The sequence below is a fragment of the Candidatus Paracaedibacter acanthamoebae genome (assembly GCF_000742835.1).
GTDB classification, from domain to species: Bacteria; Pseudomonadota; Alphaproteobacteria; order Paracaedibacterales; family Paracaedibacteraceae; genus Paracaedibacter; species Paracaedibacter acanthamoebae.
In genome coordinates, this window is record NZ_CP008941.1 from 248,074 (window position 1) to 269,756 (window position 21,683).

Sequence of the window (21,683 nt, forward strand, 5' to 3'; positions counted from 1 at the left end):
AAGGATGGGAAACTGTCTTAATTTCACCTTCATAAGGCATCTATTTTACTCCGGGCTTGTAGGGATTACAATCCTACAAGCTACAGATTCTGCTAAATCAGCTGATTCAGAGACTGATCGCTTTGATTTGCGAGAGCAGGGTCAGGATGGGAGAAAGGAGCCAGAGTATAGTGAAACAACCGACTTTCTTGTGGCCGGAACGCCAGAACTTCAATATACGCTCTGCTATCGTCCGGAAGAAGCGAGACCATTGCAAGAGGCAGGTCTAAGCATACCTCAATCTTTACGTAAAAAATATTATATAAAGGAAGAGCCAGGGGGAGCTGAATTGGTAAAGGACAGACCAGAGGCCCCCCAACAAAGTAGTGGCTCTGTCAAAGAAACACGCCTGAAGGTAGAAGATCCATCTCTGTGGCCTCATCGCGTGCATGGTCATTTGCAAATGACATTTAAAACTGGTAGGGGGGCGAAACAAGTACTTGTTGGGTCTGGTATTTTGGTTGGTCCCAATCATGTCCTTACTGCAGGCCACAATCTTTATAATAGAAACTATATTAATCCGCCTCAATGGGCAACAAAAGTATTTTTTACCCCAGGAAGAGCCCCAGGGATAGAGAGGAATAGTTTTCCTTTTGGCTGTAGTAAAGGCTCAATTTTGCTCTGTCCAAAAAAATGGGTAAAACGTTCACCAGATGATAATTATGATTTTGGAATGGTTATTTTAGATCGCCCCTTAGGGAATAATGCTGGGTGGTCTGGTTTAATTTATGCTCCCGATCTTTTCTTTAATCAATGGAGGATTACTGTAACAGGCTATCCAGGGAACCAAGGGAGTGCCGATTATTATTCCGCCTCAATGTGGGAGAAAGAGGCAGATGTGAAGGAAGGTTGGTTTGATAAGGAAGTTATAAGATATGAGATCCTTACTTCTGAGGGACAAAGTGGCGGGGCAATTTGGCGAAAATGGCTTACCCCTTCGCAGCCAGATCAAGAGATAATTCTTACCACAGGCATTCATACTAACGTGAGCAAAAGACCTAATATGAACCAAGGAGTACGCCTAACAAAGGAGAAGTTTGAACTAATTGTGAACTGGATACGAGCATACTATTTAAAGGAAAGCAAGCTTTTTACTCTTCCACCCCCACCCCAACTGAAACAATTGAAAGCAGGGGATGATAAGAGGAATAGGACAGCGTCTGATTGGTGGCTCCAGGGTAAAACTCCAGGGCTGTCAGATGAGCAAGTCTTCATTTGTTTTTATAATGCAATTTTATGCTGTGCTAAAGTTGACGATATAAGCGAAGAAATGATATTGGATTTAGCAGAGTGTTATTGGAAAGGAAAAGGGACGCAGAAAGATTATCTAAAAGCATTTTATCTTTATATGCAATCTGACCCCACTAAATCTGCCTTGCCACTTTACAGAATTGGCATGTGTTATTGGGAGGGGCGAGGAGGGATCCCCCCCGATGAAGATGCAGGATTGGATTTTTTGAAGCGGGCCGCTGAATCGGAAGTGAGGAAAGCAATTTCAAAGCTATTCTATTATTATTCTTCCTCTTCGGAAAACTATCCCAGTGGGGGTAGAAATGCCAATAAGGCAAATAGGTATCAAGAGCAAGCACAAAGACTAGGGATAGAGCTCCCTAAACCAAAAGGTCTCCTTTCAAAAAATTCCCGTCCTTGGCAGAAGGTGATTGCAACCGTTCCCTCTCATAATTTGCCAGATCGCCTTAGTAATTTCCAAGAAAGTTTTCCTGAAGGATCGAAAAAAAGCTACTTAACCCTCTTATGGGAGCAGCTCCATGAAGCGGCGCAAACAGCTGTTGTATGCGCTCCCGTGGTAGGAATGGGAGGGATCGGCAAAAGCACGCTAACTTTGAAATATGCCTATGAGGCTTTGGATAATAAAGCTTATAAGCATATTTATTGGATCCTAAGCGACACGCTGCGGAGTTTGATTGAAGAGTATAAAACTATTTGCGGAGAAGGAAAACTTGAAATCCACCTCAGAACAGATGATACAGATGGCCAGATTATAGACAGTATTAAGAAGAAATTAGAGAAAGAAGGAAGCTATCTGCTTATTTATGACAATGCCCCCAATCCTTCTTTTTTACGCAACAAGATCCCCCAGACAGGTGGGCATATTGTGATCACCTCTCGGTATAGTAAGGAATGGAAAGATAAGATGATTTTCCTCGATGTCTTCCGTCCTGAAGAAGCCTCAGATTATATTCTGACAAGGCTTCAACTGGAGCCTACCGAAGATAGCCGAGAAAAAGCCCTCGAGCTTGCCCATGAGCTTGATTATCTCCCTTTGGCTCTCTCTCATGCAGCAGGTTGTATAGCCTACCTTCAAGACAGCGGGTATACGATTGAGAATTATTTACAGGAGTTTAGAAAACAACCAATCTATATATTAGAAGATGAGGAGCATCGCAACCCGGATGATCTGGACCCTGATGTCTCTTATAAGCATCTCGTGGCTGAAAGATGGGATCTTGTTGCTAAGACATGGACAATCTCAGGGAGAAGAATATCTCCCTTAGCCCATGATTTAATGGTGTATTTTTCCTACCTTGGATCCGAATTTATAGGTGTCGATATTTTTTTGAAGTCTGCTCAATCAGAAATCAATTTAAAGTATAGCCTATCTCAGCTAGCGGCCTTCTCGCTTATCAAGTTAAATAATCAATTTGCCTCCCTTCACCGCTTAGTCCAATATGTAATTCGCGCCGAGCAAGAAGTAGCAAGAGATGAACAAGAAGCCCCCCAGCACATAAAAAAGACGGGCCAGCAGCGGATTGAGGAGATATGTAATTTATTTTTAGGAAAAGCAACAGACTTATTTAAAACGAATTTTGATGATTGGGAGTCACGCGAGGATGCGCTTAAATATTTTTCACATATCGTGGCCGTGCTGGGGCATGCAAAGCGCTTAAATCTCCGCTCTCAGTCCATTGATTCTCTTGAATGGGTTGGGAAGATTCTACTATTCAGTGGTTACGATATGACGACATCAGCCTCCCTCACCCTAGGCTCAAAAGATGGAGGTATTAGCGCGCGCTTAAAGCAAGTATTAGAGCAAGGGAAGATGTTATTTGGAAGTGGTGAAAAGGAAGGTAATTTAGAGGCCTTGATGGATGTGCTCGATATCGCTAAAAACGGGCATTCTAGTGTCCTAGATACCATAGGCTCTTTTTATCGTTGTGGTTACTGGGTGCCTCTAAACTATAAAAAGGCGATTGAGTGGTATACTAGGGCTATAGATCAAGGAAATGCAAATGCACAAAATAACCTGGGATACATGTATCAGCATGGTCAGGGTGTGACCCAGGATTTTGGCACAGCCAAGGAATTATTTACCCTGGCTGCAAACCAAGGAAACTCAGTTGCGCGCAATAACCTGGGATTTATGTATGGGCAAGGTCAGGGGATGACCCAGGATTTTGACAAAGCCAAGGAATTGCTTACCCTGGCGGCAGACCAAGGGAATGCAAACGCACAGAATAACTTGGGATATATGTATCGGCGAGGTCAGGGGGTGGAACAGGATTTTGGCAAAGCCTTCTTCTGGTACGCCAAGGCCGCACAACAAGGACTTGCAGCCGCACAAATTAACCTGGGAGTCATGTATCACTTGGGCCTGGAGATTGAGCAGGATTTTGACCAAGCCCTCTTCTGGTACTCTAAGGCTGCAGAACAAGGGCTTGCAATCGTGCAAAATAACCTCGGCACACTGTACTTGTACGCTGAAGGTGTAGCACGAGATTATGCCAAAGCCTTTTTCTGGTACTCCAAAGCTGCGGAGCAAGGAGAGGCAACCGCGCAATATAATCTTGGATTCATGTATCGCTATGGCAAATATGTCGAGCAAGACTTTGCTAAGGCCTTATCTTGGTTCAATCAAGCTGCAGCACAAAACCAACCCCATGCATTATATCATATCGGATTTATATATCAACGGAACTTAGTGCCAACAACAAGGAAAGAAGCGCCACATTTCTTCAAAAAAGCTGCTGAACAGTTTATGGCAGAGCCTTACCAACAAGGCTCTGCTCAAAACCTTCTTGGTGATATGTATCATTATGGGCGGGGGGTTGAGAAAGACTTAACAAAAGCAATAGAATATTATCAAAAAGCGGCAGCCCAAAATTATCCATTAGCGCAAGCTACACTAGGTCGTGTATATAAAGAAGGCTGGGGAACCAAGCAAGATTTAGAAAAAGCCTTACTCTGGATAAAGAAAGCTGCAGACCAGGAAGATAATGAGGGCCAATACAACTTAGCTTTGATGTATCGGGATGGGGAGGGCGTTCCTTTGGATGATCAAGAAGCTGTGAGACTCTTCCGGTTAGCAGGAGAACAATATAATGCCGACGCCCACTATAATCTTGGCTGGATGTATGAACAAGGTCGAGGGGTGAAAAAGGACCTCAGTCAAGCGCAATATTGGTATCAAAAGGGGGAGAAGGGCCATGCCGAAGATGCTTTTTATTCTCTTGGCCGGATGTATGAATATGGATTAGGTACAGAAAAAAACTTTGCAAAAGCAATAAGATACTATGGAAAATCGGCAAAGGTGTATAATGAAAATGCTAGAGATAGGCTTGAGCAGCTTGGGAAATAAGAATTTGCACTAGCTCAATATGAGGGATGGTAAGGATCTTGATAAAATGGGCGTTGTCACATTAATTCAAGAGGAATATATTTTCCTAATTATGAGGAACTTTAGACAAAATTATCCTGTGTTTGAGTAGATTGATGCCAAATACTTAAGGCCTGATGCTTATGAACTCTCTTAGCTGAAGCTTTCAGTTTATGAGAAATTCTTCCAAAACAAGTTCTAAGGGTTAAGGATAAAGATAGAAATTTTGGCTGTGTTGCAAAAAGTTATAAAGATTAGGAAAGTGGTATGAAGTGTAAGTATTTAAGCTGTATAAATACCAAATTGTCTGTCAATTAGGCGCACTTCACCCATGAGTCCTTGGCCATAATACCAGGCTCTCAGTTGACCTTTTTTAAACATACGCATTAATTCAAAGCCTTTAATTGTAGCATAAGCTGTCTTCATAGATTTAAAGCCCAGTGTTGGTTTGATTAGGCGTTTCAACTTACCATGGTCTGCTTCTATGATGTTGTTAAGATACTTAACTTGTCTATGCTTAACCTCTTGTGGGCAAGTACCCTCTTCCTTGAGCTCCTTGATTGCTACAGGATAGGAACCTGCTTTATCTGTATTGATGGTACTTGGTATTTCCCAGTCCTTAAGCTTCCTGAGAGCTTTAGATAGAAAGCGCTTAGCTGCATTGATGTTTCTTGTAGAAGATAGATAGAAGTCTATCGTGCGTCCATGCTTATCAATGGCTCTGCACAAGTACTTCCATTGCCCTTTTACCTTGACATACGTTTCATCCACACGCCAACTAAGACCAAGAGATGGGCGCCAGAAGTAGCTCAACCTTTTCAACATCAAAGGCGCATAGTGCTGCACCCAGCGATAAAGGGTGGTATGATCAACCTCTATACCACGCTCAACCATCATCTCTTCTAGATCACGGTAGCTAATTCCATACTTACAATACCACCTAACACAGCTCAGAATTATTGCACCTTGATAGTGTCGCCACTTGAAGTCATTCATATCAAGCCTATTAGTTTTTTACTTAACCTAAAAAGATTTCCAACTTTTTGCAACACAGCCCTACTGGGAGGAATCATAGGAGAGATTATAGACCACTCTTGATCACTTAAATCACTTTCATAAATTCTCTTCACTGCAGAGCTCCTTTTATTTGCTCTGCTAAGCTAGCGATCATATTGGCGTTATATACGTTAATCCTTTTTCCTACTTCTCACACAGTCTCTTAGAGTTGTATCGACTAGCAGAAATCGTGGCCATATACAGAGCGCATCGTACTATTTTTCTTCCGCCCGATGTTTTTTGATACCCCTTCCACAATCCGCTTTCTCTATTGTGAGGCGTTACTCCTACCAGAGCGGCTATTTCTTTGCTGTTAAGTTGACCTAATTCAGGCAATTGAGACAGTAAGATAGATATGCAGACTTTTCCTATACCTTTTTCAGTATTGAGAAGGTTTGCTTTTCTCTTTAAGGCTTCTGTTTCATGAATGCAGCGCTGAATTTCTTGATCAATGGTTAAAATCTGAGACTTTAAAGAGTCAAGATTTTTCTTTATAGACGCTATGATAATCGGATTGTCCTGGTGCTCTAAGTATTGTTTCTCCAAACGGATTAAATTAGTTACTTGAGTACGCCGTTGAACCCAGCATCTTAAGTCATTTGAGGTTAAAGCAGTCTCTATCGAGGTCAGTTTAGGCTGCATTTTAAGCCCATATTCTGCTAAAAGAGCTGCATCAATGAGGTCTGTTTTAGCAATTATCCCTTTAGCTTGAGCAAATTTTCTAACTTGAAGGGCATGAACCATAGAAAAAGGAATGCCATTTTCACAAAGGAATTTTAATAATTTCTTTTCATATCCCCCACTTGGTTCAAAAACAACACAATCGACGGTATTTTTAGCAATAAAGGCAGAAAGCAATTTTAATCCACAAGCATTATTTTGATAACGCTGAGTCTGTTTAAGGGTTGAATGATAAAGATCTAGGTACTGTTTTGATATATCAATCCCGATAGTTGCAGTAAAGGTATGGGTCATGTCATAATCCTACTTGTCTACGAGCATAAAAGCTCAGCCAACTGTTCGATAAATAGACGAAGAGGGGGCAATTCCCTCTATGTTACGGTTATGAGTAACCGAGTTGATAACGAATATGGCCTCTCGATCCCACAAGGATGGCCATCCTTGTGGGATCATCAAGTCACCTTGATAAATTTATCTTATATCATTTCAAACAGACAAGTTGATGACGATACCGCCTTCGTCATTTTTATAACCATCTCAGGCTATTTTGAGCCCAAGCATGTCCCATGTCAGCGGCTTTGCGGTACCCCTTCACCGCTTCCATATAGTCCTTCGTAACGCCTTGGACATTTTTATAACAATCTCAGGCTAAATTGAGCCGCAGCATTTCCCTGGTCAGCAGCTTTGCGGTACCACTTCACGGCTTCCGTATCGTCCTGCGTAACGCCTCGGCCATAGTAATAACAATTTCCCAGCTCATTTTGAGCCGCAGCATGTCCCTGGTCAGCGGCTTTGCGGTACCAGTTCACGGCTTCCGTATTGTCTTTCGTGACGCCACGGCCATCTTGATAACAATTTCCCAGGCTAAATTGAGCCGCAGCATGTCCCTGGTCAGCAGCTTTGCGGAACCAGTTCACGGCTTCCGCATCGTCCTGCGTAACGCCGCGGCCATCTTGATAACAATTTCCCAGGCTAAATTGAGCCGCAGCATGTCCCTGGTCAGCGGCTTTACGGTAACACTTCACGGCTTCCATCTCGTCCTTCGGAACGCCTTGGCCAATGTCATAACAAGCTCCCAGCATACGTTGAGCCCCAGCATTTCCCTGGTCAGCGGCTTTGCGATACCACTTCACGGCTTCCGTAGCGTCTTTCGTGACGCCAAGGCCATTGTAATAACAAATTCCCAGGATATATTGAGCCGCAGCATGTCCCTGGTCAGCGGCTTTGCGATACCACTTCACGGCTTCCGTATTGTCTTTCGTCACACCTTGGCCACTTTGATAACAAACTCCCAGGTTATTTTGAGCCTTAACATGTCCCTGGTCAGCGGCTAAGCGGACCCACTTCACGGCTTCCGTATCGTCCTGCGGTACGCCACGGCCATTGTAATAACAAACTCCCAGGTTATTTTGAGCATCAGCATCTCCCTGGTCAGCGGCTTTGCGATACCACTTCACGGCTTCCGCATCGTCCTGCGTAACGCCTTGGCCATCTTCATACATCACCCCAAGATTAAATTGTGCCTCTGCATGTCCTTGCTCAGCAGTGGTGATTAAATTTCTTAAGGCGTCTTGGCTGCCTTTTTGTGCTAAATCATTCCAAAGCTTGATTTTATCTTGAAGATTATCTTCAATCTGCTCTCTTTCTAAATACCCTGTACTATACAATAGAGCTTTAGCCCCTTGAGGGGTAAAGGTAGTGATCTCCTCATCATAAAACTCTGCAAGGCTGATGCTCGATTTCCGCTCTTCAAAAGCATGCGCAAGGTGCGTATATGATAACCGCGTGCCCCGATTAATGGTCTCAGCTAAAAAGTTAGCAATACTATCAACCGTATAATGGGCTTGTACATGTTTCAGGATGTCTTCAGGAGACAAGCTTTTATAGACAGTTTTGACAATAATTTCATGTCTATCTTGAAACGCTTCAGCATCACCTACCACGGCAAGCAGAGGCCCTGCTTTCTTCTCTAAGTACGCCACCTGATGCAAGCGTTCTACTTCGTCCATAGGAACAAGTCGGCTTATAAGTTGCTTACGTAGATCTGCCAAGCTAAGGGCAATGCGCATCTCCAGACTTAACTCTTCCCTGTCAAGGTTTTGGCCTTCACTCATATAACGGACATAAAAATCATACGTTTCCTTCTCTGCACGCGTGCTGCAATGAAGACCTGCAAGTGCCCACGAAGACAATTGAGCAAACCGTGTTCCTTCATCAAGTTGCAAGATTAACGGCTCGATCTGAATCAACCGGTTGGCAAAGCGAGCAGAAGGACGCCCAACCTTACCACCACGCAATAAATCTTCTAAAGCCTTACGGGTTCCATGCTCATCAAACTCTTCATCATACAGCATCTCTGCAGTGATCTTGCCTGCTATGACGCCTTGATCAAAGTAACCTAACAGACGATGGATAGACTGCTCAAAAGCCGGCCAATGACTGGTGGCTTGATCTTGTTTAAACAAACAATTGAAAACCTCCACACGCACATCCCTTATCCCATCGGATGCAACACGCAAGCGAGGGGGGAGTTGATCAGGAGCTATTAATGATGAGGGTTCCTTAATGAGATGAATACCGCGGCAGATACGTCCTAAGGCCGTAAGTCTGAAATTATCTTCCTGCTCATCTAAAGCATCTGCATTGAATTCTTCTGAGTTAATTAAATGGATGAGCATGTCTAGGACTGCACGGCTTTGATAGCTGTGTCGGGGAAAGTGGCCTAAATCATAAAGAGCTTGGAAAAGGGCTTCTTGTGGCCCTTCCTGGAACCCCAAGCGAATGATCTCAGCCAAATACGCCACCTTATAAAGTACATCAGGGCTTAAAGAGGCAGGCAAGGCAGTTTGAAGTTTCTTTAACAAGAGATTGCGTCTCAGCTCGGGTGTTTTAATATCCTTCAGGGAATCTCTTGTTTGCGCTACCCGCCATAAAGCAAAAGTAGCTTGAGGATGACTTAAATGCTGAGCTTGATCATAGTAGGTATAAGCTTTCTGATAAAGTGCAAGAATCTCCTCTGCTTTGTTAAAGCTTTGGTCGCGTCCGTCCTCAGTCAGAGCCCCTAATGCATACAAAGAAGGAGCATGGTTTTGTAAGGTTGCACCTTCATACCATTGGCGCGCTTGCAGAAGATCTTGGGCAACTCCTTGCCCTTTCTCAAACGCTTGGCCTAAAGCATAACAAGCTTCTATAGAACCATTCTGGGCAAGGGCCTTCAAGCCAATAAGGGCTTTTTCTTCACCTTGCTGTAGGGCTTTATCATACCACTCACAGGCTTGTGTGGAATCCTGCACCACATGTTCACCTTTTTCGTAAAGACGGGCTAAAAAGAGTTGAGCAGGCGCATGATGATTTTCTGCTGCACGTTTAAACCAATTAATGCCTTCATCAATATTTAAAGGCAAGCCATTTCCATAGTAGTACGCTTGAGCGAGCTCATATTGTGCCTGACGGTCGCCTTCTTGGGCAGCTTTTTCCTTGTCAGATACTAAATGCTCCAGAGCTTGGGAATGGCCCTGTGCAGCTGCTTGTCTATACCAATGAAGAGCTTCAAGAGGTTGAGGGAGCGTGCCATGGCCGTGCTCATATGATTGAGCAAGGGCGTATTGAGCATCTGCATGGCCTTGTTCTGCTAGTGTCCGGAGATGGGGTAAAGCCCGTGATTCGCCTTGTTTAAGGGCTTGGCTCAGATGGCGCACTGCAACAAGTGGGGAGGGAGGCCCTCCCAACCCTTGAATAGCAGCAAGGCTTAAGGCGAGATGGCTAAGAGGGTGATCAGCACCCAAGCCTTCAGAGAATAAGTCTAGCAACTGCGCTTGGACTTTACGTGTTTCAGCCAGGGTGCGGTTCTTGGCAAGAAGAGCTGCAACTTCCGCCGTCTCTCTTTCATTGAAAGCGACTCCCTTGAGCTCAATAAGGTTGCTATGCTTCCTTAAACCTTGAAGCAGGGCATGAGCGCCTTCTGCACCAATATCATTATTGTCCAAATTCAAGGAAGTGAGGGTAGTATTCTTGGCTAGGACCTGCGCCTCAGCACCTCCAATCTTCCTTCCTTTAAGGCTTAAAGATGTGCTGGTAATATTTGCTAAATCAATACTTGATGGATTTTCCATTGCCTGTGAGGCGACGCAACATACCCTGGTACCAAGAAGTAAACTTAAAGCAAGAGTAAGAAGACTATTGTGCCGTTGTTTCATGAGTTGTACCCTATAAAGTAGTTAATAAGTAGTTAATAAGTAGTTTTGGATGAACAGTCATTGTTAATTTTTTGATAGCCTTTTGCAAAGCATAGCTCTTGTTCTTCAAAGGCTGTCTTGTTAAGGGCAGCAGCTGCCAGGAGAATAGCCTTCATTATTATTTCCTATAAGTTTTTTAGTATTAGAAGGAAGGTGTAAGGTATAAGGCGTCTTCCTTTATTAGGAAGCACCTGATTAAGAAATTTTGGAATGTTGCTTTGGTAGTAAACTAGAAAAAAAGGAATAAAATAAAGTGCTAGCACAGATATTGGATATGTCGTGCCCAACGCAATATACTCCTTTCTGATTGCAAGGAAGTTTACTAAAAAGTAAACAAAAAACCATTATTATTCTTGTATAAAAATATTCCCATAAATGGAAAAAGATAAAGTAGATAATTCTAACCAATAAATTCCTGTTGACTTCATGCGAAATTAGTAATTAATAGCACCTGGTGGTTGTGCAAAAAAGCTCAAGCGAACCTTAAAGCAGGCCCAATTGCCTGCAGGCAAGGGGTTGTGTGGTGCATGAATATTTATTTAGAGCCATTTCTTCTTTTTTGTAAAAAACGGATCAACAGGCGCTGGTTCTGTCGCATCTAGTGTATGTCAAGTTAGTTAGGGGTAAATTGTAGGCAATAAGAGGTCTGTCAAATGCTTACAATATCACCAAAATTACTTCCCCATTTTAAAGGATTTTGTTCCTCAGCCGAAGTCATTATGCTGTTCGTTTACATGAAATGCCGTTTTTCATTGAGCTATCGCGAATTATAAGAAATGATGATGATCCGGGGAGCTAAAATTGACCATTCAACATTACAAAGATGGAGACCATCCAAAACCGGGGGGTCGTTAGGGAAATCAAGGAAAAATAAGGTATGATTAATAATAGCTTAGCAGTATTTCAATAGCTTTGGTTCTGCGGATTTTAAGACAAATTGGGGCCATAGAAATTTAAGGATTAGGTCAGTAATTCTGCCGCGACCCCCCAGTTTTGGATGGTCTCCTACTTCATAATAATTCTTCCTTTAATCCCAGGCTCTTACTTTAAAATATATTATCCAATCCCCGACCGGGAGGAGGCGTTGCGATAACTTCGCATAAAATCCTCCATCTCTTTCAGAGAGATATGATCACTCTTCACTATTCCATTTTCACTCAACCCCTCCACCTCTTCTTCACATGTTTTTGGTGGATATTGGTATATGTAATATTTAACCGTATTGAATATGTTCACCTCTTCATAGGAACGCCATCCACATTTTTCATGGAGCTTCCAAGAAGCTTCGTTTTCTGCAAGGATCTCAGCATTGAAGCGTTCCCATTTTTCAGATTGAAGGAGTACCTCAATTACCTCCTGAGTTATTGCCTGTTGAGCTTCCGTACCGTAGCCTCTTCCTCTTTTTTGGGCAGACATCATGATATCAATGAAAGGCTCATTCTTACGACAGTTGACATAAGGTGTCCCTAGGGTTAACTTATAGTGGCCTAGAAAGCTGGCTTCTCCCGCCTTCTTTAGGAAAATCGAATAATCAGTGAATTTGGATTTTTCATGAGCCTCTTTTTCTTGGTATGCTCTTACCTGAGCTGTATATTCTTGTTTTTTGCCATGATAGTTTGAGTTTTCGGGATGATAAGGGCACTTTTTTTTAAACTCTTCGGGGTTTTTGTCCATAAACTCAAGGGCATAATGGTCATAATGCATCTCATATATTCTATCGATATCCTCGACATGCGTGGGGGCAATTATTAAATTTTTCGTTTCGAAAGAATTAGGGCGCGAAAGAAGTTCCTCTTTTTCTGCTTGGCTTCCATAGCTGGAAGATATGAGAGCTATAAGGGCAAAGGTAGTTAAAAATTTTTTGTTTTTATACATCTTTCTTTTTTCTTAATTTAGATTATTTTCGAATAATAAAGTATAAGGAAAAAATGAAATTATCAAGGAAAAACCTGGACATAAAAATAACGGTTCTGATGGGATGGCCTGAGCAACTTTCAGATTATGAGAAAAGAATGGTAATCTGGAGATGTAAAAGGAATAAATAAAGATAAGGACCCCACCATGACAATAAAAACACTAGGGATTGATATAGCCAAGCGGGTATTTCAACTGCATGGCGTTGATAAAAGAGGCAAGACAGTGCTAAAGAAGCGTATTGGACGTGACCAATTGCTTAGCTTTATTGCCAATCTACCTCCATGCCTTATAGGAATGGAGTCTTGCAGTGGATCTAACTACTGGGCCCGCCAGTTTCAGCTTTACGGGCACGAAGTGAAACTGATGAGCCCACAATATGTAAAACCATATGTTAAAACGAATAAGAATGATGCGAATGATGCTGAAGCTATCTGTGAAGCAGTAGCACGGCCTAATATGAGATTTGTTTCAATTAAAACTATAGAACAGCAGGATATCCAATCGCTCCATCGGTACCGTCAAAGAGTGGTGCAGCAAAGGACGGCCCTTGTCAATCAGATTAGAGGACTGCTTAGTGAATATGGACTTGTGGCGCCTCAAGGTATTGGGTGTTTGAGGGAGAAATTACCTCAGTTTCTGGAAAATCAAAATAACTTGCTGACAAGTTTAGCTCTGGAGGTTTTTTGCCAGCTTCATCAAGATCTTTTGGAAATTGATAAAAAAGTTAAGCTTTTAGATAAGCGGATCGCCAAAATTTGTAGCGAGAATAAAGCATGCCAAAGGATTAAAAAAATTGAAGGGATTGGCCCTTTAACAGCAACAGCTCTGGTATCAGCAATTGGTGATATCTCTAACTTTAAGAATGGGCGTCACTTAGCCGCTTGGCTAGGATTGGTACCACGTCAGCATTCTAGCGGAAATAAAAAGGTGCTGCTCGGCATTAGCAAAAGAGGGGATCGGTATTTAAGGACGCTTCTTATTCACGGAGCACGCGCCTTTATTAGCTTTGCTAAAAGGCGTTCTAATTGGTTAGAGAAGCTGATTGAGCGTTGTGGTAAACAGAAAGCTTATGTAGCTCTAGCTAATAAGAATGCAAGAATTGTATGGTCTCTACTTGCCAAACAAACTGAGTACCACTCTATTCACTAGATATCCCATAAGTAAAATTATAAGGATGACCTACCACCGAGGTTTGCTAGAGTAAAATAAAAAGATGACAAAGTGAATTACCAGCTTCTTGAGATCCTGTTTTGCAACACGGTTTACAAAAACCATGGTTCCGATAAGGGCAAGAAGTGATCGGATATACCATCTGGGCTAGAAGGATAAACCTTCGTTAAAAGCCGAATATACGTCCGCACCTCAATGTTTTCTTTTAAAAAAACTCTTGCATTCTTGCTCAGGCCATATACGTTGCAAATTTGGAAAAAGGTTGAGTTAAGGTTGCAGCATATATAATCTGGACAGAATTTAGGCGTATACGTTGAAAAGACGATTGAAAAATCGGACCTGATCTTGGAAGCTTTCCGTCAAATAAATTGTTTGTTCTTTAAGCATCATAGCCATAGCTTCAATTCCCTTGAGCGTTCGGTTAGCCGTCTTGAACGATTGGAATCCTAGCATGGGACGGGTACGACGCTTGATACGTCGATGATCCTGTTCGATGATATTGTTGAGATATTTGGCTTGTCTATGCTTGACGCGTTCATCCAGACCCCCTTCTTTTTTTAATTCTTCGATAGTTGTATGATAAGAAGAATGCTTATCTGTTGTAATAGATGAAGGCCTCTCTCTACACTGTTTCAGCATTTTTCTAAAGAATCGCTTAGCAGCGGCCAGGTCCCGAGTATGTGCTAGCATAAAATCAACAGTGCACACATATTTATCGACTGCTCTGTAGAGATACTTCCATTGGCCTTTGACTTTAATATAAGTTTCATCCACCCTTAACGACCAAGCTGATGGACGAGCATACCAGCGTATCCTTTTCTCAAATTCAGGAGCATAATGCTGAATCCAACGGTAAATGGTCGTATGGTCAACCTTTATCCCTCTTTCACTGATCATTTCTGCTAATTGGCGATAGCTGAGGGGATAACGTAAGTACCAGCGCAAGCATTGCAAAATAACTTCTGGAAGAAAATGGCGATATCTGAACTCTTTAGGTTTCATTACAGAGACCATTTATTAGATAATTTATTATTAACTTAACAACTTCTCAAAAATTTGCAACGGAACCCAAAAGCTGCATGCAGCAGCTTTCAACAATTCTACTTTCAACTCCTTTTAATTTTGGGACGATTACAGGAGGTTCCCGGCGTTGTTGCGTAAGGGGATAAGCCCCATTCATGTAAAAGTATACGGTCTAGAGCCTAGATTTTTTAATAGAGAGATTTCTCAGTGGGCTATGTCGAAGTAGGTGAATTAGGGTCGTCAACTTGTTTAAGAAGAAAGCATAAGAACTTGTCTAGGAAAAGATTATCCAATTTATTTCTCTTGTTATGGTAGTTCCTTAAAATAATAATTTCATTTCAAATAAAGGATAAAGTATATGGTAGACTATAAACTTAAAGAGAATTTAAAACCTAAAATGCTTAATTTTTTTCATATAGATATTATCTTCCTCCCTTTACAATCAGCTATTGTTAAGTTATTTTTATTTACCGTATTCATGTTAGCTGCAGGCTCTTCTGAAGCTACCTCAAATGATCAGGTAACATCCAATGAGAAAGTTTGTAGCGATCTTAAAAGAAATTTTGACGCTGCTTTTTTAGAAAATGGCGAAGCTAAAGTTGAAAGTCTGGCTTTTGCTCCAGTCTCTTCCTTTTCCCACTTAACAAGAAATTTTTCCCCTATAGAATTTCAGAGTGAAACAGATTATCAGACTAAATTAGTCGAAGATGAGCAGAACTTAAAAGATGTAAATAAAAAATCTTCCACGAGTATAATTAGAAGAAGTATTTGGAAAAAAACTAGAGAGGTGGATATAAGCCTTCCAGTAGGATTACGCGTTCATAAATTTACCCAAATTATGTTCCGGGATTCGGTTTTACAGAAAAACCTTCCCATTAATAGTGACGATACAACGTTATCAAATGTATTGAGGGTACTTCAAAATATAGCATGTAAAATTCAAAACCCCTTAGAAGATGAAAGGGATTATGTATTTGGTAATAAGCCAAACATTTTAGCTGTTCAGCTTGGTCTAGTTCTAAAAGATGAGGGAGAAGAAGCGCATTATTTTAATGGGGGATATTTATGGATATCTAGTAAGGAGGAGCCAAATCCGGGGAACTCTGTGACAGTTTTTGTGTCTGGCAATAGAGAAGTAATTTGTGAAGGATTCATGCTTTCAGATTTAAAAGGGTATTATGATCAATATAAAGCTTATTATTCTTTGTGGGATTGGCCAGATATTCAATTATATCCAGTAAAAGGCCATACAGAAGAAGGGCTTATAAGGAAGATTAAAAGGCTTCAGCTTAAGAAAAAAGATATTATTAAAGATAAAATCTTTCAGGGTATAAAAAAATTTAGAGAGCTTAGTTGTAAATCTAAGGAGCAGAAACCTCCTCTCAAGAAACAAGCATTTAATTTAGGTGATGAAGATATTGAGAAAAATGTTGCTACTATTATCTTACATATGGTTTCAGGACGAGAAATTTGTATAGCTGAAAATGTTCAAGATAGTTCTGATTTGGATTATGAGACAAGCTGTTATTATAGGCTTAATCATTCTTTTCGGTCTCTTCTATATCCCAAAATTCCCTCTCTTATATTCTTTTCGTACCATAATAATATGAATTATAGATCTATGGTAAATGTTATGCCCAGCGCTATAAAAAGTTTTTATTATGCTGATTTAATCGATAGCTTAAGGATTATTGTATGTCGAAAGCTTGAGTGGGCATCAAAAAAATCTCCGTTACCTAATAAAGTGTATCTTATTTCTCCCTCATTGGAAATTCCTCCTTCCCTTATAAGAGCTCAACTAATTAAAAAGCTTAGAAAGCATGCACACCAAGCTGAAATCTCTCCTTGGCCAATTTTAAGCCAAGAAGAGTGGAAAATGATTAAAAAGGTAAATTTAAAATTTATTAAAGAAGACGTTAGAGACTTTAAGAAAAAGTCACCTTTTTTATCTTATTTACTTAAATTAAAGGAGCACCGTAATATTCATGCTTCCTACCTCATTGCAAGAGCGTATGAAGCTGCTGCAGGAGCATATTATGCACTCTACGAAACAGATAAAGAAAAATGGTGGGCGAAAAGAGACGCGAATTGGTATTGGAAAAAAGCAGATGAAATAATGGAGCATATATTTCACCTGGATAAGTGGGATTCTCGGAACGAAGGAATTAGGGAAGGGGTTCAATGTTCATTAAAGATACAGGTTATGCCGGGAAGTCTAGGTTGGTATCATATCCATACAGCAAAGCATCTTATAAGGTCTAACAGCGCCAACTACCTTAGTGGTATATTATGCCATTTCCAAGAGAGGATAAAATCACAAGAAAATAACCTTATCTATATTTTTAAATTATTCATTAAAAAAGCTAAAGAATGGGGTGTTTCGGAGGAGGATATATTAAGATTTGTCTCTCTTGATTATCTAGTGGATCCGTCAGCTTGTTGAGCTGAATCCCAGGCCTAGTGTTGAGGAAGCGGTTTATTTACTATCAGTATTTGGGGTTACCCGCCCGAAGCCTCGAAATTTTTGATTTGCTCAATTATAATTTAACAAATCCAGAAAAATAGCCATTTTACAATTTTCTCCAAGGCGGAAACAGTATCCAAATTAAAAAACAATTTTTCCTTGGAACACTAAGGATATTAATGCTTTCATCTAGGCTACCAAAAATTTCGGGGCTTCGGGCGGATAACCCAGTTAAGATGGAAGAAATTATCAAGACTCTTGAAAGAGAAGGTGAATATATTGATGAAGAAGCTTTGTCTCATATCTCATGGGTCTGTTGCATGGTTTTCCTGAATTTTCAATTTACTTCAGATACGACTAGATAATTTACCCTTAACCTAACAACTTCTCAAGAATTTGCAACAAAACCGTAATTTTCTAGACTCTTTTATTATTTACAACAAGACCCTCTTTATCATTTAAATCCCTTGGATACATCTTATCAACATTTTATAAGCATTTTTGGCTATTGACTTAGCATATTTGTTTTTTACCAGACAAGTTCTTAAAAATGCCTTTTGAAACTTAAGGCAGGATCAGAATTGTGTGAGTTCTCTCTTCCTCTATTTTCTACAGTTTGATAGTGTTGTTAAAAAATTATTTATATTTACATAGAAATTTTAAGATTAATTATTGTAATGATTTTCTTGAGTAAAAATTTACAATACTTTCACTGTTAAAAATTAAAAGCCAAAGAAGGAAAAAGAATATGAAGAAGACTCGGAGCTTTATTTTATTGTCCTTATTGTGTGCCACAACCCTTTGTGCGTATTCAATGGACTCTTCCCTTGCAGGAGAGGCTTCTCTTGAGGAAAACCGAAATCGGGATGTGATTCGTCTTAAGGTTAAAGGGATGCCGATTCCTTCCTATCCCCAGGAGGCTTTGTTAGGCGCTCCTCTGACTCCCGTCAGTGCGGAAGCTGAGTTTCAACGGGGTCAGGCTTTAGAACAGGAAGGAACAAGCGATTCCCTGGCGGAAGCAGCTCAGGCTTATCTGGCAGCAGGGATGAACGGTCATACGCCGGCGTTCATTCGATTGGGGTATATGTATGAAGGGGGTCGTCTCCTGCCTGCCACAGCTGTTGAAGAGTTTCGGTTTAAAGATGCCTTGGCCGCTTACTACATTGAAAGGGGAGGCAGTCCGGAAGACCCGATGGGAGGGTTCTTTTTTACCACCGCCCTTCCGGAGGATGAGGAAACTTTTGATGATGGTGCAGGGGCTGCAGCAGGAGATCATCCCACAGATCGACCCCTGGCATCCTTATCAGATATTCAAGATGATCCAGCCTTATCTATTGAGGAAAAATTCTTTAAGATGGGCATGTGGTATGAAGCTGCTCATCGCCCTGGAGAAACAATTGCCCAACGCCGCTTGCGATTTGCTTATGCAGCCAGGTTCTATGAGCAATCAGCCTTATGGCGCTTCTACCCTTATGCTTATACATCTTTAGGACATATGTATTATTTCGGGAAGGGTATTGATATTTCTGATTCGAGCTCTATGGCTTCTGCTAGACTTCTAGCACAGGAGTATTATGCAAAAGGGGCCGACGACGACCTCAACGATCCGGTAGCTCAGTTCATGATGGGATTTTTGCTAGAACAGGAAAAGACAGAAGAAGCAGATACCCAAGCTCAGATCTATTACCAAAGCGCAGCGAGTTATGGTTATCAACCCGCTTGTTTTCGATTGGGTGTTCGGTGTGAGCAGGGTCAAGAAGACATGAGTACACCGGAAAAGCGACAGGCAGCTTATGCTCAAGCCAAAGATTATTATGAGCGGGTACAAGCCCAAGGATCAGAGATTCTTCCGCTCATTGCTCAATTGATTAATCTTCCCAAAGACTTAAGTCCTCAAATTGCTCGCATCACTCTTTTGAAAGATCAGGAGGCCTCTCTTCAAAATCCGGCCTATGCCTTAACGGAATACGGGTTTTGCAAATATCTTCAATCTCAGCTGCCCTCAAGTCTTTTGCCCCACTGGATTCATATGTCTTTGACTCAATATGCCCTGACTCATGGGTTATCTTATAATCAAAATATTATGGAAACTGCAGAGCGGGTTAAATCCATCGTTGGGTTATTCAGCTCATCAGGGCAAACATATGTTATTCCTGGTTTGAATGCTCACGAGCAAAAAGACCTTGCCATCCAGTCCTCAAAAATTCTTCTTAATACCGCGCATGCTCACCAGATGCGTCAGATGCAGCTTGGGCAGTATTTAGGTCAAGAAGATCTTAAGTGGAAGGAAAAAACAAGTCCAGATCAAGGCGCCCCCACTCATGTTGAGGCTTGGGTGAGCGCTATTACACCTTTGGTGAAAGCCTTACATGAAGCGTCCTCTCCTTTTGATGGTCAAGTCTTTCTACCAACTCTGCTTTCAAGGCTCACCCAGGCTTCAGCCTCAACCCTTTTGCTTGCTGCCGATCGGGCGATTCCTGAAGGATACATAGAGAAATTTAATACCCCACTTTTATTAATTGAGGAGGAAGCGCAAGGAATCTTTAAGAAGTTAAAACCCTATCAAAGAACCCTTGCTCAACAGATTGCCTTTTATAAAAATCTCCAGGATATTAAAAACCATACAGGCTTGCCTTTTTCTAAAGCTCTTCTTGGCGATATTGCCCTGGCCCGCCATCTGATGAAGGAAGCCAATCATGAGGATACGCAGGAGAACATTATCAAGCATTTTCAATCGGCTCTCGCTTTGAAAGCTTATGCAGAGCAAAAACAGCTCAGTTTATTAGAAGTCAAAGCAGAACTAGACGAGAAGGCCCGTCAGATTATGGCGATTTTAAGCCCTCAGCTCCATGATTTCTCAGGCATTGGGTACCATATTTTACAAAACCTTACAGGCCAAACCTCTGAGAGGGATGCGGCAACAGAAATTGCGCGTCACTATCGGGAAAAGCTGATCGTAACTCTAACACAAGATAATTTAGATAATGATTGGACGAATCTGGAGGACCTTGATCCTTCTTATGTTTCAGGGAGCGAAGAGGAAGAAGCAGCTGCTTTAACAAAGCTCTATGACCAGACTGTTAATTATATTGCCCAAGCAGAGGCTGCTCTTCCTCAAGATCAGCCTCATTTAAATTTGAAAGCGGTTACTTATGAAGATCCAGCTCTGGGAATTTATGGACCTATTGTTTATGAGAGTCTTAAAGACATTCAAGCCCAAGCCAGAGAACTCTATCAAAGTGGTGTTATTGGAGATTCAGAGCAAGAGATTTATGAATCTCTCCTGAATGAAAACATCCATTCCATCCGCAATCTGATAGCGGGATTGTCGCTTGGGAATATCAATATGCGAGCTATTGATCATATTATTGATACATTAGAAGGCGAAGATCAGGGGATTGCGCAAAAGATTGATCGCAAGCAAAATCTGTTATTTATGTTGCGCAAAAGTGCCGATTGGGAAAATGGTGAGGATGAAAAACGCCTTCTGGCATACACTACCCTTGTAGGAGGTACTAAGGGCCGCTGTGCAGATGGACAAGCTACTTTTTTTCAAGAGTGGGTTCTTGAGTATGTCATGAATCACTTGCACGAGATTAATGTGAGTCATGCCCCTAGTATCACGGATATGACCTTAAAAATAAGACTGAGCATCCTCCTTCAGGACTACAAGCGTGCCTTTATCGAAAAGCATGCTTCTCCTTTCCTGATTGGTCACGCAGTTCATATGGGAGCCTATGAAGATCAAACAGCTATGAAGACCCTTCTTACTCAGATGATGCGGTTACCATTAAGTCTAACTGGATCCTATAGCCGTGTGCTATATCCATCCTTTGCGATACGTCATTTGGAAAAACCCGAGACGACAATCCAGATGAAAGCTGTAATGGATCGTTTTTTAAATGGCGGTAAAATTGTTTATAAAGATATGCGCACGACCACAAGTGCTTCTGGAGAGTTGATTTATCATGATAAAGATGAAGATGACACGCCAGAGCCTTATCGGGCAGAGGTTTCTTTTGATGGAATGAGCTTAAAAACCCTCTCCCAAGAAATCAGATCGGCTTTGGTAGATCTCAAGAGAGAACAGCTAGTATCTGAGCCATTGCCTGGTCTTGTGTCTGCCCCTCGCTTAACCTTTGTCCTTGGTGAGGCGGTTGTGAAAGATTTCCTTCAACATGATCCTGTGATTGCGAGTTTTTATAGCACTTTTGTTCAATCAAATTATAGTCAAGGCAATATCTTTTTTGATCACAAGGCGGCTTTTGAGAAAGGAACACATCTGAGATACATTTTAAGAGATGCCGCTATCTTGCGATTGATGGAAGTGACAGGTTATGCAATCGTCCCTGCTGGGTTCTATGAGGGTATTCCGCAGAGCTGGAAGTTTTAAGCATACAGATAAGGAGCTAAGGATGTGAATCATAAGTTCGAGGAGGAGGGGCTCTTACCCCAACTTCTCTCCTCGTAAAAAGGGGCTCCA

The 21,683-nt window shown here is 41.5% G+C and carries 11 protein-coding genes and 1 pseudogene; 5 read left to right on the top strand and 7 right to left on the bottom strand.

Going from position 1 to position 21,683, the window contains the following annotated elements:
* Nucleotides 1-4 precede the first annotated feature (4 nt).
* The gene (locus ID47_RS12200) at nucleotides 5-4,636 is read left to right on the top strand and encodes an SEL1-like repeat protein (protein WP_075261538.1); all 4,632 of its coding nucleotides are present in this window, start codon (nucleotides 5-7) and stop codon (nucleotides 4,634-4,636) included.
* 300 nt (nucleotides 4,637-4,936) lie between these two features.
* Here ID47_RS12200 and ID47_RS01045 read toward each other — a convergent pair whose 3' ends face one another.
* The 5 genes from ID47_RS01045 to ID47_RS13600 all read right to left on the bottom strand — a co-directional run bounded on the left by ID47_RS01045 (nucleotide 4,937) and on the right by ID47_RS13600 (nucleotide 10,742).
* Nucleotides 4,937-5,650, bottom strand: coding sequence for an IS6 family transposase (locus ID47_RS01045; RefSeq protein ID WP_038462914.1), 714 nt, complete (start codon nucleotides 5,648-5,650; stop codon nucleotides 4,937-4,939).
* A 204-nt stretch (nucleotides 5,651-5,854) separates the two neighbouring features.
* Nucleotides 5,855-6,685, bottom strand: coding sequence for an IS110 family transposase (locus tag ID47_RS01050; protein ID WP_051908360.1), 831 nt, complete (start codon nucleotides 6,683-6,685; stop codon nucleotides 5,855-5,857).
* Between the two features lie 33 nt (nucleotides 6,686-6,718).
* On the bottom strand, nucleotides 6,719-6,844 hold the full coding sequence (locus ID47_RS13595) for a hypothetical protein (RefSeq protein ID WP_269516649.1): 126 nt from the start codon (nucleotides 6,842-6,844) through the stop codon (nucleotides 6,719-6,721).
* Between the two features lie 179 nt (nucleotides 6,845-7,023).
* A complete protein-coding gene (locus ID47_RS13070) occupies nucleotides 7,024-10,587 on the bottom strand; it encodes a tetratricopeptide repeat protein (RefSeq protein ID WP_051908363.1) in 3,564 nt (1,187 codons plus the stop codon).
* 32 nt (nucleotides 10,588-10,619) lie between these two features.
* Complete coding sequence (locus tag ID47_RS13600) at nucleotides 10,620-10,742, bottom strand: hypothetical protein (protein ID WP_269516650.1); 123 nt, start codon at nucleotides 10,740-10,742, stop codon at nucleotides 10,620-10,622.
* A 537-nt stretch (nucleotides 10,743-11,279) separates the two neighbouring features.
* Here ID47_RS13600 and ID47_RS12205 point away from each other — a divergent pair.
* A pseudogene (locus ID47_RS12205) lies at nucleotides 11,280-11,396 on the top strand (IS6 family transposase); the annotation flags it as partial.
* Nucleotides 11,397-11,682: 286 nt separating this feature from the next.
* Here the strand turns inward: ID47_RS12205 and ID47_RS01060 are convergent.
* Nucleotides 11,683-12,501 (bottom strand): GNAT family N-acetyltransferase, encoded by an 819-nt coding sequence (locus tag ID47_RS01060; protein WP_038462917.1) that lies wholly within the window; start codon nucleotides 12,499-12,501, stop codon nucleotides 11,683-11,685.
* A gap of 186 nt (nucleotides 12,502-12,687) precedes the next feature.
* Here ID47_RS01060 and ID47_RS01065 point away from each other — a divergent pair, with 186 nt between their 5' ends.
* On the top strand, nucleotides 12,688-13,692 hold the full coding sequence (locus ID47_RS01065; RefSeq protein WP_038462882.1) for an IS110 family RNA-guided transposase: 1,005 nt from the start codon (nucleotides 12,688-12,690) through the stop codon (nucleotides 13,690-13,692).
* Nucleotides 13,693-14,013: 321 nt separating this feature from the next.
* Here the strand turns inward: ID47_RS01065 and ID47_RS01070 are convergent, their stop codons facing one another.
* Entirely contained in the window at nucleotides 14,014-14,715 is a 702-nt protein-coding gene (locus ID47_RS01070; RefSeq protein ID WP_038462919.1) for an IS6 family transposase, read from the bottom strand.
* Nucleotides 14,716-15,094: 379 nt separating this feature from the next.
* On the opposite strand from ID47_RS01070, the gene ID47_RS01075 reads away from it, so the two are divergent.
* Both ID47_RS01075 and ID47_RS01085 read left to right on the top strand, forming a co-directional pair.
* Entirely contained in the window at nucleotides 15,095-17,179 is a 2,085-nt protein-coding gene (locus ID47_RS01075; protein ID WP_038462921.1) for a hypothetical protein, read from the top strand.
* 769 nt (nucleotides 17,180-17,948) lie between these two features.
* Complete coding sequence (locus ID47_RS01085) at nucleotides 17,949-21,593, top strand: tetratricopeptide repeat protein (protein ID WP_038462925.1); 3,645 nt, start codon at nucleotides 17,949-17,951, stop codon at nucleotides 21,591-21,593.
* Nucleotides 21,594-21,683 lie beyond the last annotated feature (90 nt).

What these genes read in the sequence shown, in the direction of transcription:
- ID47_RS12200 (WP_075261538.1), top strand. Translation starts at nt 5, where the DNA reads ATGGGAAACTGTCTTAATTTCACCTTCATAAGGCATCTATTTTACTCC.
- ID47_RS01045 (WP_038462914.1), bottom strand. Translation starts at nt 5,650, where the DNA reads ATGAATGACTTCAAGTGGCGACACTATCAAGGTGCAATAATTCTGAGC.
- ID47_RS01085 (WP_038462925.1), top strand. Translation starts at nt 17,949, where the DNA reads ATGAAGAAGACTCGGAGCTTTATTTTATTGTCCTTATTGTGTGCCACA.
- ID47_RS01050 (WP_051908360.1), bottom strand. Translation starts at nt 6,685, where the DNA reads ATGACCCATACCTTTACTGCAACTATCGGGATTGATATATCAAAACAG.
- ID47_RS01065 (WP_038462882.1), top strand. Translation starts at nt 12,688, where the DNA reads ATGACAATAAAAACACTAGGGATTGATATAGCCAAGCGGGTATTTCAA.
- ID47_RS13600 (WP_269516650.1), bottom strand. Translation starts at nt 10,742, where the DNA reads ATGAAGGCTATTCTCCTGGCAGCTGCTGCCCTTAACAAGACAGCCTTT.
- ID47_RS01070 (WP_038462919.1), bottom strand. Translation starts at nt 14,715, where the DNA reads ATGAAACCTAAAGAGTTCAGATATCGCCATTTTCTTCCAGAAGTTATT.
- ID47_RS13595 (WP_269516649.1), bottom strand. Translation starts at nt 6,844, where the DNA reads ATGATCCCACAAGGATGGCCATCCTTGTGGGATCGAGAGGCCATATTC.
- ID47_RS01075 (WP_038462921.1), top strand. Translation starts at nt 15,095, where the DNA reads ATGGTAGACTATAAACTTAAAGAGAATTTAAAACCTAAAATGCTTAAT.
- ID47_RS13070 (WP_051908363.1), bottom strand. Translation starts at nt 10,587, where the DNA reads ATGAAACAACGGCACAATAGTCTTCTTACTCTTGCTTTAAGTTTACTT.
- ID47_RS01060 (WP_038462917.1), bottom strand. Translation starts at nt 12,501, where the DNA reads ATGTATAAAAACAAAAAATTTTTAACTACCTTTGCCCTTATAGCTCTC.